At 26.5% G+C, this 11,969-nt stretch carries 11 protein-coding genes; 10 read left to right on the top strand and 1 reads right to left on the bottom strand.

The annotated features are described in order from the left end of the window. Positions 1-65: 65 nt before the first annotated feature. A complete protein-coding gene (locus I2E83_RS10115; protein WP_195263922.1) occupies positions 66-755 on the bottom strand; it encodes a YjjG family noncanonical pyrimidine nucleotidase in 690 nt (229 codons plus the stop codon). Positions 756-983: 228 nt separating this feature from the next. On the opposite strand from I2E83_RS10115, the gene I2E83_RS10110 reads away from it, so the two are divergent. The 10 genes from I2E83_RS10110 to I2E83_RS10065 all read left to right on the top strand — a co-directional run bounded on the left by I2E83_RS10110 (position 984) and on the right by I2E83_RS10065 (position 11,925). Further along, positions 984-1,673 carry a helix-turn-helix domain-containing protein gene (locus I2E83_RS10110; RefSeq protein ID WP_195263921.1) on the top strand — a complete coding sequence of 230 codons (690 nt, stop codon included), beginning with the start codon at positions 984-986 and terminating at the stop codon, positions 1,671-1,673. Positions 1,674-2,040: 367 nt separating this feature from the next. Next, complete coding sequence (locus I2E83_RS10105; protein ID WP_195263920.1) at positions 2,041-2,628, top strand: TetR family transcriptional regulator; 588 nt, start codon at positions 2,041-2,043, stop codon at positions 2,626-2,628. Positions 2,629-2,783: 155 nt separating this feature from the next. Then, entirely contained in the window at positions 2,784-4,724 is a 1,941-nt protein-coding gene (locus I2E83_RS10100) for an NAD(P)/FAD-dependent oxidoreductase (protein WP_195263919.1), read from the top strand. Positions 4,725-4,874: 150 nt separating this feature from the next. Further along, complete coding sequence (locus tag I2E83_RS10095; RefSeq protein ID WP_195263918.1) at positions 4,875-6,329, top strand: PAS domain-containing sensor histidine kinase; 1,455 nt, start codon at positions 4,875-4,877, stop codon at positions 6,327-6,329. 123 nt (positions 6,330-6,452) lie between these two features. Next, positions 6,453-6,998, top strand: coding sequence for a sigma-70 family RNA polymerase sigma factor (locus tag I2E83_RS10090; protein ID WP_195263917.1), 546 nt, complete (start codon positions 6,453-6,455; stop codon positions 6,996-6,998). Further along, entirely contained in the window at positions 6,991-8,418 is a 1,428-nt protein-coding gene (locus tag I2E83_RS10085) for a DUF4179 domain-containing protein (RefSeq protein ID WP_243242091.1), read from the top strand. Before I2E83_RS10090 ends, I2E83_RS10085 begins: the two co-directional genes overlap by 8 nt. A 336-nt stretch (positions 8,419-8,754) precedes the next feature. After that, complete coding sequence (locus tag I2E83_RS10080; protein ID WP_195263915.1) at positions 8,755-8,958, top strand: hypothetical protein; 204 nt, start codon at positions 8,755-8,757, stop codon at positions 8,956-8,958. Positions 8,959-9,092: 134 nt separating this feature from the next. Beyond that, positions 9,093-9,965 (top strand): ABC transporter ATP-binding protein, encoded by an 873-nt coding sequence (locus tag I2E83_RS10075; RefSeq protein ID WP_195263914.1) that lies wholly within the window; start codon positions 9,093-9,095, stop codon positions 9,963-9,965. Next, positions 9,965-11,143 carry an ABC transporter permease subunit gene (locus I2E83_RS10070; RefSeq protein ID WP_195263913.1) on the top strand — a complete coding sequence of 393 codons (1,179 nt, stop codon included), beginning with the start codon at positions 9,965-9,967 and terminating at the stop codon, positions 11,141-11,143. The genes I2E83_RS10075 and I2E83_RS10070 overlap by 1 nt, the downstream gene beginning before the upstream one ends. A 140-nt stretch (positions 11,144-11,283) precedes the next feature. After that, positions 11,284-11,925 (top strand): pentapeptide repeat-containing protein, encoded by a 642-nt coding sequence (locus tag I2E83_RS10065; protein WP_195263912.1) that lies wholly within the window; start codon positions 11,284-11,286, stop codon positions 11,923-11,925. Positions 11,926-11,969: the final 44 nt, after the last annotated feature.

Below are 11,969 nucleotides of genomic sequence, written 5' to 3'. Positions count from 1 at the left end.
ATCATAGTACACTAACTTAAATGAGATTTGATATATACATAAAAATATAAGACTTTTATATGTTTTTATTTTCCTAAAACTTCATAAAGGTCTAATAATTCAGAGATTTCATAAGTAGGTTTAAGTGTAGTTTTGTTTAAAATTTTATTAGGGTTGTACCAACATGTATCTATTCCAAAGTTCACTCCACCTTGAATATCTGATGTTAGACTATCACCTACCATTAAGACTTTACTTTTATCATTATAATTTAAATTATTCAAAGTAATTTCAAATATTTTAGGAGTTGGTTTTGATATACCTACTTCTTCTGATATTACAATGTCATCAAAGTATTTAGCTATACTAGATTTTCTTATTCTATTACTTTGAACATCAGAAAGACCATTAGTGATAATGGCTAGTTTATAATTTTTGCTTAATGTTTCTATAATGTTGGCACTTTTACCATATAGGAATGATGAATGAGATAAATGTTTTAAATACGATTTAGAAAATGCAATTTCATCAAATTTTATTTTTAGTTTGTTAGATAATCTTCTAAATCTCTCAACCTTTAACTTTTCTTGGGTAATAAGACCACACTCAAATTCCTTCCAAATAGCAGCGTTGATATCAGAATAAATTTTTAGGTGATAATCTTCTCTATAATCTATATTAAATTCTAAAATTGCTTGTTCAAAAGCATATTTTTCAGACTTTTTAAAATCAAATAATGTTTCATCTGCATCGAATAATATAACTTCATATTTCATAAAAATCCTCCAAGTATTCATTTACATAATTAAAATATAGCATATAATTTTATAATTACGCCATTCAATTTAAATAAAGATAATATTTAATAATATACCACTAATACTAATTATTTTGGTTATTAATTAAAGTATATATAATATAATTTTAAAATTTACAATCTTTTATAATTAAACTACAATATTTATATTGGTTACGACATGACATATGTCATTATAGGAGAAATTATGAGAAAAATATCAGATAAAAATCTTTTGAAATATTATATAAACAAACATAGTATAAAAAATATATTAGATGAAGAAATTATAGAATACGTTCAGCTTCATCTTTTTGAGAATGAAGAATATATATTGCGAGCAGAAGATGATCTTGAATATTATTATTTACTTGTAGATGGTAAGATAAAGGTATCTTATCTTTTTGAAAATGGTAAATCAATGTTTTTAAAATTTTATAGTAGCTTTAATTCAATAGGAGACATAGAATTATTAAAAAATACTAAGATACTTTGTAATATTAATGCTATAGATCATGCATATTTAATAGCAGTACCAGCAGATATACTTAGAAAGAAGTTTATGGGAAATATTAAATTTGTAAGGCATCTAGCAGATTCTTTAAGTGACAAACTTTATGCAACTATCAATAATAGTTCATATAATTTTGTATATCCACTTATAAATAGACTGGCAACATATTTAGTTGAGCATATTAAAGATAAAGATTATATAATTTTAAATTCATCTTTTCTAGAAATTTCACAGTTCTTGGGTACAACTTATAGACATTTAAATAGGACTTTTAAAGAGTTAGAATTAAAATCGATTATAAGATGTGATAATAAAAAAATATACATTTTAGATGAAAAAAGGCTTAGAGAATTATCAAAGAGTATGTTTATAAAATCATTATAATACTTTATAAAGTAAGTTTAATTGTATTTAGGGTATAAGCTTAAATATATAAACAAGAAAAGCTTAGTAATAAGAATATCAAGTTTTTCTTGTGCTATATTATTTAATTTAGAATTGTAAAAGTACCGTAGTAATTTTAAATTGAAGCATAGTTTTCAGTTGCGATACAAATGAAATAACTTAATCTATTTGGCTTGCTTTCAAGTAAGAGATGAATAATTTATAAAAATTATTCATCGAGAAAGCACTTAAAAATTTTGATATATAAATAGTTAATTGATATAATATTTTTAATTTGATTTATATAATATAAGAATTTTATATTTTAAATAAAAGTATAAAATTAAAATGGATTGGGAGTGAAGATATGAAGGAACTAAAGGGGATAGAAGAAAAAATTCTTGATAAGGCATTATATCTTTTTGGAAAAAATGGATCAACGAATGTTTCAATTAGAACAATAGTGAAGGAAGCTGGAGTAAATGTAAGTGCAATAAATTATTATTTTGGTAGTAAGGATAATATGCTGAAATATGTTAAACAATTTTATATAGATAATATTACTCAGGCATATTCACCCTTAGATGATGAAGAGTTAAGTAATGAAGAGAGAATTATTAGATGTGCTAATGAAATTATAGAATATTCATTAAGATACCCAGGTGTGCTTGTTATGAATAAAGAGGCAACTGATTCAAAAGAAAAAGATGAGATGGATATAAAAATAATTGAAAATACAAGAGAAGCAAATAAAAAATTAGATAGTATATTGATAGAAGTTTTAAATTGCAAGGGTGAGGAAGTTAAATATAAAAGGGCTATATTTATTTCGTCTATTATATATCCATTTATGAGTGAAAGCCATGAACTTTTTGATAAAGAAATATCAGATAATATAGAATCAAGGTTTAAATATATAAAGTACATAATTAGAATGTTAAAAGAACATAAGTAAACTATAGACATAGGGGAAATTATCTCATTGATGAAATGAGATAATTTTTTTGTTAAATTTAAAACAAAATGTTTGAAACATATTGATTTAAATTTAACAAAGTCATATAATGAAGGTGGGAGAAATATTGAAATTTAAATTTTGGAGGTAGTGAAATGGCATTTAATAATCTTTTTAGTCCAATAAAAATCAGAGGAATGGAAATAAAAAATAGAATTGAATTTCCTGCAATGGGAACAAAGATGGTAAAGGATGAGAAGGAAGTTACTGATCAGCTTATAAATTATCATGTTGCAAGAGCTATAGGAGGAAATGGATTAAACTTCACAGAAGTATGTTCTGTATATGATAAAGCTGCACCAAAGAACTTTTTATCAATATCAGATGATAAATATATTCCAGGTTTGAAAAAGCTTGCTGATGCAATACATGAAGGTGGAGCAATGGCTGGGGTTCAATTATGGCTTGGCGGTTCAGCTGTATTATTTGGGGATCAAACTGCAATGGTAGTTGTACCAAGTGATTTTAAAGTAGATGGAACAGATTATGTTATTAAGGCTGCAAGTAAAGAAATAATAAATGAAGCTGTCAAGGCATTTGGAGAAGGTGCTAGACGTGCTGTTGAAGCAGGGTATGATACAGTGGAATTTCATGCTGGGCATAATTATACACCACACTCATTCTTAAGTAAGGCTTTTAATAAAAGAACTGATGAATATGGTGGAAGCTTAGAAAATCGTGCTAGATTTTTATTAGAATGCATAAAATCCATTAGAGAAAACATACCAGAAGATATGCCTTTATTTATGAGAATAGATGCTCATGATGATTGCGTAGAAGATGGACTTACTATAGAAGAAGTTATTCAATTTTGTAAATGGGCTAAAGAGGCTGGAGTAGATGTACTTGATGTATCTCGTGGAAACTTTTCAAGCGCAGCTGTAAAATACGAAGTGCCACCAGTTGACCTACCAAGAGGATTTAATGTTGAAAATGCAGCAAGAATTAAGAAAGAAACTGGAATGATTACTGTTGCTGTTGGAAGAATTAATGATCCTGAGCAAGCAGATGAAATAATTAGAAGTGGAAAAGCAGATATGGTTGTTATGGGACGAGCTCAATTAGCTGATCCAGAATTCTGTAATAAAGCTAAAAATGGAAATGTTGATGATATAATACGTTGTGTAGGGTGTAACCAAGGTTGTTATGATGGATTTACAGATCCAAATGTACCATTTATAACTTGTATGAGAAACCCAGCTTTAGGCAGAGAAGCTGAATTCGTTATTAAAAAAGCAGAAAACCCTAAAAACGTATTAATAGTTGGTGGAGGAGTAGCTGGACTAGAAGCAGCTATAGAGTTAAAAGATAGAGGACATAATCCAATTTTATGTGAAGCATCTAATTCATTAGGTGGACAATTTGTTCTTGCTGGCGCAGCACCAAGGAAAGAAGAAATGAAGGAAGCTGCTATTGCAATGGGAGAAATGGCTAAGAGAAAGGGTGTTGAAATAAGATTATCCACACCTGTAACTACTGAGGTAATTAAGGAAATAAATCCAGACGAAGTTATAATAGCAGCTGGTGCAGAACCAATAAAATTAAATGTACCAGGAGCAGATTTACCTCATGTAACTAACTCACATGATATACTTGCAGGTAAATCAAAAGTAAATGGAGATGCAGTTGTTATTGGGGGAGGGCTTGTTGGCTTAGAGGTTGCTGAATACTTATCAGGAAATATTGATAACATAACCGTAGTAGAAATGCTTAATGAAGTAGCAAAAGATTTAGGGCAATTAAGAAAGATTTGTGTTATAGAAAATCTATATCATGAAGGAATTAAAACTATAACAGAAGCAAAATGTATTGAAATAAAGGAAAAATCAATAGTTATAGATAAAAATGGAGAGATTAAAGAGGTCCCATGTGATTCAGTTATAGTTGCAATAGGAGCAAGATCTCGTAACTTTGAAGAAATATCTGACTACTGTAAGGAAAATAATATACCATATCATGTAATTGGTGATGCAGTAAGAGCTCGTAGAGCACTTAATTGTATAGAAGAGGCATCTGAAGTAGCAAGAAAAATTTAATATATTAAATATGTAGTGGTATCTAACTTAGGTGCCACTTTTTTTGTGCAAATAATTAGATTATTATTAAACAGCATTAATAGGTTGAATTGAAAAATTTAAAATGATAATATTTTATTGGTTGAAATATGTATGAAAGGGGTACTATTTATGGAGGAATTTCTAAATATATTGCAAGATTACATCTTGGTTATAGAAGATAGTAAAATAAAATTCCATAATAAGGCACTAAAAGATTTGTTAGGACATAATTTAGAGATGTTAGAATTGATTAAGGAGCAGGCTAAATCAAATAGATACATAACTATAAATGATAAATATAATAATAAAATTACAGTTGAACCTATTATTAAAGACATTACTATAGATGGAACAGAATTAAGATTGATAACTTTAAAGGAGTTAAAAAACAAATCATATAATATATTTGATTTAGAGTTGATATTAGACAACATACCTGTATCTGCATGGGCCAAAGATATAGATGGTAAGTATGTATATACTAACAGAAGGTATGCAGAACTCTTGAAGCTAGATAAATCTCAGATAATAGGAAAAGATGATACTCATTTTTGGAATATGTATCAATCTAATATCTGTAGAAATGAAGATTTAAGGATAATTGAAAACAAGGGGTATTTTGTTGATAAGCAAAAGGTTAGTATAAGAAATGAAGATGTGTGGTTTAATATAATAAAGTTTGCAATTTTAGATGAATGTGAAAAAGTAAAGATCATTATAGGACTTGCAGACAACATAACTGATGAAGTTACTTTAAGTGAAAAGAAAAAGCTTTTAGAACATGAAATTCAAATGGAAACTTTAAAAAATGAGTTTTTTACGAATATATCACATGAGTTTAAAACTCCATTGAATGTAATAATTACTGCAAATAAATTAATTAAAACATACTTGGAAAATGAATTTAAAGAAAACTTAAATGATATAATTCTTAAAAAATATGTTACTTCAATAGAAAAAAATTCTTTTAGATTAGAACGATTAGTAAATAATTTAATAGATATAACGAAAATTGATTCTGGAGATTATAAAATATCTATGCACAATTATAATATTATATCAGTAATAGAAAATGTAGTCTTAGCAGTAATAGATTATATTAGCTCTGAAGACATATCAATAATATTTGATACGAGTGAGGAAGAAAAATTTGTAAAGTGCAATAAGGATAGTATTGAAAGGATAGTATTGAATTTATTATCTAACTCAATAAAGAATATTAATGGAAAGGGAAATATATTAGTTAATATTAATGCATATGAAGATTGTGTAGATATAACTGTAAAGGACAATGGGCAAGGAATTCCACAAGAATACATAGAAAATATTTTTAACAAATTTGGACAAGCTGATAAAGGCTTGTCAAGAAAACATGAGGGTAGTGGATTAGGCTTATTTATAGTTAAATCATTAGTAGAAATGCATGGTGGAGCTATTAGCATAGAGAGTGAAGTTGGATTGGGCACTGAAGTGACAATAAGACTGTATTCAAATGAAATAGAAAATGGTGAAGAAATTAATGAAGAATTAGGGGATCTTATTAATAAATGCGATAAGGAGTTCTCGGATATTTATAATATTTAAATTAGCTTTATTGATGTGTATACATATTTAGATTTATAAAATGACGAAATATATGAACATTATAGTATTGATATCCATCTAATAAGTGAAATACTTAGCTAAGTAAAAATTAGGAGGAGGAAGATGGAACTTATTTCAATATTAAATTTTAAAAAGAAAGCTAGTGTAGAAAGGGCTAAAAAAGGAAATAAGGATGAGTTTTTAGCACTAATAAATGAAAATAAATTGAGTATTTATAAAGTTGCAAAAGGCATTCTTAACAATAAATACGATATAGAGGATGCAATACAAAATACTATTATAAGAGCTTATGAAAAAATAAATACTCTAAAAAATAATGATTTATTTAAAACTTGGATAATTAGAATTTTAATAAACGAATGCAATGAAATAATAAGAAAAAATAAAAGAGTAATATCATTAGATGAAGGTATAAATCAAGCAACATATAACGATGTATATGAAGATATAGATTTAACGAGAGCTATAAGTATGCTATGTGAGGAGTTAAGAACAGTGACAGTGCTATTTTATTTTGAGGACATGTCAAGTAAAGATATAGCAATAATTTTAGATATACCAGAGGGTACTGTTAGATCAAGACTTTCAAGAGCTAGGCAACAATTAAGGAAAGTTGTTGAGGAGGTAGATTTAAGTGAAAATGTCTGATGATATTTTAGATAAAAAAATTAGAGATAAAATAAGTTCTGAGAATTTATATCTTCCACAAAATATCAATGAGGTTTTTGATAAAGCAATAAATAAGGCAAAAAATAAAAGAAAAAATAAATTTAGAAATGTTGTAGGTATATGTGCAGCATTACTTATAATAACTATGTTTTTTGGAGAAACCATAACTACTTATGCAAATAAGATGCCTATTATATCAAATGTATTAGAATTGTTTAAGACAAGTAGATATGAGGATTATGATAAATACTCATCTGAGTTAAATATAACTAAGGAGAGTAATGGTCTAAAGGTAACTATAAATAATGTTATTTATGATGGATCAGAGTTATCTATTTTTTATACAATAGAAAGCGAAACATCAATGAAATATGTGCCTATTTTATTAGTGAATGAAGTTAAAATAGATGATAAAGTTACTTCATTTGGATATGGAGAAAGTGGAAAGTTTTTAGATGATAATAAAGTATATGCAGGAATTAGAAGTTATCATGTAGGCATAAGGTCTATGATTTCTAAGGAAGAGCAAGAAAAGTATTTTTATGGAGGAGATATAGAGATACCAGATGAATTTATGCTTTCTATAAATATTAACAAAGTAGGAGATATTAAAGAAACTGAAATTACTAATGGGGAGTGGACTTTTGATATACCAGTTAGTAATGAAAAGTTAAAAGGAATGGTTAAAGAATATGATTTGAATATTGATTTAAGTAATATTTATCAAAATTCTGCAATTAGTAAACTTATATTAACTCCTATAAATACAACAATTCAAGGATATATAGGCTTAGAAGATATGGATTTATATTTCATGGTTATTGACGATAAGGGTAGGTATATAAGCCAGAAAGATGGAAGTGGATTTGGTAGTACTGATGATGATAGTAATTATAAGTTTTATTTTAACACTAGCTTTGAGCAGGCAGTTGAAGATACTAAATGGTTAACATTTATACCTTATGAGAGAAATTATGCAAGAATTAAAAAGGAAAATATAGGAGAAGATAACGGTATAATAGAGGATTTTAGCTTGAGTGAAGAATTAAATATTAATGGAGAAACAAATCTGAAAAATAAGGCGGGAAATGATTACGCAACAATTACAAGAATAGAAGTTAATAATGGGAAAACTAAGTTATATTATAAATCTGATTATGGGTTATTAGCAGAACTAAAAGAAATTGTGGATAAAGATACTGATGAAGTAATAAAAGCTGTGGATAATTTGGAGTCTAAGGAGTATAATACTACAAGATATTTAGCTGAAACAGGAGAGGTTATAGTAGAATTTAATGGTGAATTAACTGGAGAAAATTACGAGATAAAATATTACGATATATCAGAAAAGGTAACTGTATATAACAATAGTACATTTACTGTTGATTTGAATAGATAGTTTTATAAAAGTACAATCAGTTTGAAATGGTTGTACTTTTATTTTTATTAATTATATAGGGATATATTTATAAGTTTTTTATGTTTCTGGCTATAATGTAAATACATTAAGATAAAATTACCCCATGATAAAATATTGTAAGTTTAATAAAATATATATAATATAAACATAAAATGTTGTTAAGTTGATGATAAAAATACATAAAAATTTCTATTCTACTATATATTTTTAAGGTATTTACAAAAAAAGTAAATATAATATACAATTTATATATAGGGGTTATAAAATAAAATTTTTTTAACGGTATTACTATGTGCTGTAGTTTTATTAATTGGGGTGAGTAGGATTGAAAGTTCAGCGGCAACTAATGAAGTTCAACCTAGAGCTTTAATATGTGATTGTGGAGGAACTTTTTCTGGTCAGACAACAAGTTACACATCTTGGGCTTATATAGGACAAGCAACATATCAAGATAATTCATATTATATTTGTAAAAAATATTCAATAACAAAGACAACAACTTATAGATGCAATAGGTGAGGAGCAGCATATAATCAAAGTTCTACAGAATATAAATGGGAACATGCTCATTAATTAAAGGAATAAATATAAAAGAAACATAGTTTTTACTATGTTTCTTTTATATAATCGAAAATAATTGGGGGAGTAGCTTGATGCTTGAAATCAAAGATTTATTTAAGATTTATAATAATTCAAAAGGATTAAAAGGGATATCTTTTAAATTAAATAATGGAGAAATACTAGGGCTAGTTGGGAATAATGGAGCGGGAAAATCTACTTTAATGAAAGCCTTAATGACATTTTTAAAGGTTGATAGTGGAGAAATTTTGTTGGATGGAGTAAATGTATTTAAAAATCGTGAGATTTTATTGGATAAATCTGCAGCGGTAATTGAGAATATGGGATTTTATAAGGAGTTAACAGGATATGAGCATTTAAAAATGATTAAGAGTATTAGAGGAATATCTGATGAGGATTTTAATGAAATCCTGGAGTTTGTTGATATAGGAAAAGCGTTTAAAAGGCGTACCTCAACTTATTCTTTAGGCATGAAGCAAAGACTTGCAGTAGCAATAGCGCTTTTATCAGCTAAAGAAATCTTGGTTTTGGATGAACCAACTAATGGATTAGACCAAAAAAGTATCATTCGTTTAATTAAGCTTTTAAAGAAGTATAAAGAAAAAGGATATTCAATATTAATATCATCACATACTTTAGCAGATTTAGAAGAACTTTGTGATAGATTTATATTTTTAGATAATGGGAATATAATTAATGAATTAAATAGAGATGAAATTAATATAGATACTTATAATTTCAATATTAGAGAATCTTTAAATGAATCCCATTTAAAATTATTTGAAGGAAATTATGATGAAGAAAATAATCTTATAGTATCAACTGAAGAAACCTTAAGTAATACAATCAACAAGTTAATTACAAATAATATAAAGATTAATTCAGTTGAAAGAACAAATAATAATTTGAAAAAAATATATTTGGATTATTTTGAAGGAGATAAATAATGGGGAAGATAATATATTGGGATTTAAGAAGGGCTTTTAAAAATAAATTAACCTATGGTGTATTAATTTTACTAGTTGCTGTTAATATAGCATTTGCTATGAAATATAATGATTTATATAAGGATGTGAAAAGTAACGTATTATGGCCAGTTAATAATAATATAGAGGCTTTCCAAGGACAAATAAATTACTTTAAGGAAATAGAAACTATAAGACCGTTAGATGAAAATGAGAAAAATTTAGTTAATATGTATGAGAAGAGGATGGAAAGTCAAATAGAAAAGAAGGAAGCCCTAATAAAGGGTGATAATAAAAGAATATTAGCAAGTGAAATAGATGCCTTAAAGGAATCTACCAAAAATAAAGGCTTTGGATCGGATGAGGGATCAAAGTATACGTATGATAGGGAAAGAATATCCCTTCTAAAGTACGAATATATGTATGAAAATAATATAAAATTAATTCAAGGAGATGAATTTTATCCAAGTGGATTAAATTTATTTATGCAGATATCTAATAAAATATATATTATTTTGTTACCACTAGTTTTTGTTTTATTTTCAAGTATGAGTATTTCAGGAGAGTTTGAAGAAAAGACTTATAAGATATTATTTTCTTATCCAATAAAAAAGACGAAAATATTATTATCAAAGTTTTTAAGTAGTTTTATTATATCATCATTCATAGTTATTTTATCATTTATAATTCCATTAATAGTTGGAACCAAAATTACTAAACTTGGTGATATAAATTATCCAGTAGCTATATTTAATAATAATACACTTCTTCCAGCACAAGAAACCTTTATAATAGATTACACTAGTATAGAACCAATGCTACGGATAGTAATAAAAATGTTCTTATATAATTTTATTGTAGCTTTATTTTTTACAGCTATTGGTATACTTATTTCATCATTATTTAAAAATAAAATTGCACCATTAGCAATACTAGGACTTGGAATTACATCATTATATATTTTTCCAGATATGATTGGAGTTAGTGATTTGTTAAATCCAATAGTGTATGCTAATTCTTATGAATTTGTTACAGGAATAAAAACATTATATAACCCAAGCTTAAAAATTTATTTGGTTGTACTTTTAATGCTGGCATTTTCAATTACATTTATAGCATTAAGTGTTTTAAGGGTTAATAAAATGAATTTAGTTGACTAAGTCTAATTAAGAGCTATAAGGGATAAACTTGCACATGACACTTTTTAGATTAACATTACAAATTTACTCTAGGTATATATAGGTTAATAATATATAATATCTATATATAAAATTAATAAAGGTGTGGTGAGTAAATTTTTATGAAAGGTAATAAGATTCAAAAGCCAAAATTTCTAGATGATTTTGAAGAAGTAGAAGATATCATAGAAGAAATAATTGAAGCTGATAAAATTCAAAATAAGATAGTAGAAAATATAGAAATAAATAATATGAATAATAAAGGAGTTACAATAGACTCTTGTATATTTAAGAATGTTGTATTTGAAAATTCATCACTTAGAAATGTAGATTTATTAGACACAAGATTTGAAAACTGTGATTTATCTAATGTCGATTTAGGAGATGGAAGCATACATAGAGTAGAATTTATTAACTGTAAACTACTTGGAGCAAAATTAGATGAATGTAATATAAAGGACGTCGCGTTTCGCGACGCCCTTGGCAAATATATAAATTTATCTTATTCAAAGTTAAAAAATGTATGTATAGAAGATTGTAATTTTAAAGAAAGCATGTTTCAGCAAGTTAAACTTGATAAAGTTAATTTTAATAATGCAGATTTAACTTCTGCATATTTTAATAAAACATCACTAAATAAAATAGATTTGACTACATGTGATATTACTGGAATAGATGTTGAAATAAATGATTTATCAGGTGCAATTGTTACTAGTATGCAGGCATTAGATTTAACTAGATTAATGAACATAGTTATTAAATAATGAAAATATAATTATATTTTCTATAAAGAAGACAGTATAGAGTT

Source organism: Clostridium sp. D46t1_190503_E9 (genome assembly GCF_015555225.1).
Classification (GTDB): Bacteria; Bacillota; Clostridia; order Clostridiales; family Clostridiaceae; genus Clostridium.
Note: the sequence above shows the minus strand (reverse complement) of the source record. Positions and strands in the feature narration are given on the sequence as shown.

Bases quoted from the DNA above. Each gene is read 5' to 3' on its own strand.
- I2E83_RS10070 (WP_195263913.1), top strand. From the start codon at position 9,965: ATGGGGAAGATAATATATTGGGATTTAAGAAGGGCTTTTAAAAATAAA.
- I2E83_RS10075 (WP_195263914.1), top strand. From the start codon at position 9,093: ATGCTTGAAATCAAAGATTTATTTAAGATTTATAATAATTCAAAAGGA.
- I2E83_RS10100 (WP_195263919.1), top strand. From the start codon at position 2,784: ATGGCATTTAATAATCTTTTTAGTCCAATAAAAATCAGAGGAATGGAA.
- I2E83_RS10095 (WP_195263918.1), top strand. From the start codon at position 4,875: ATGGAGGAATTTCTAAATATATTGCAAGATTACATCTTGGTTATAGAA.
- I2E83_RS10105 (WP_195263920.1), top strand. From the start codon at position 2,041: ATGAAGGAACTAAAGGGGATAGAAGAAAAAATTCTTGATAAGGCATTA.
- I2E83_RS10065 (WP_195263912.1), top strand. From the start codon at position 11,284: ATGAAAGGTAATAAGATTCAAAAGCCAAAATTTCTAGATGATTTTGAA.
- I2E83_RS10085 (WP_243242091.1), top strand. From the start codon at position 6,991: ATGTCTGATGATATTTTAGATAAAAAAATTAGAGATAAAATAAGTTCT.
- I2E83_RS10115 (WP_195263922.1), bottom strand. From the start codon at position 755: ATGAAATATGAAGTTATATTATTCGATGCAGATGAAACATTATTTGAT.
- I2E83_RS10090 (WP_195263917.1), top strand. From the start codon at position 6,453: ATGGAACTTATTTCAATATTAAATTTTAAAAAGAAAGCTAGTGTAGAA.
- I2E83_RS10110 (WP_195263921.1), top strand. From the start codon at position 984: ATGAGAAAAATATCAGATAAAAATCTTTTGAAATATTATATAAACAAA.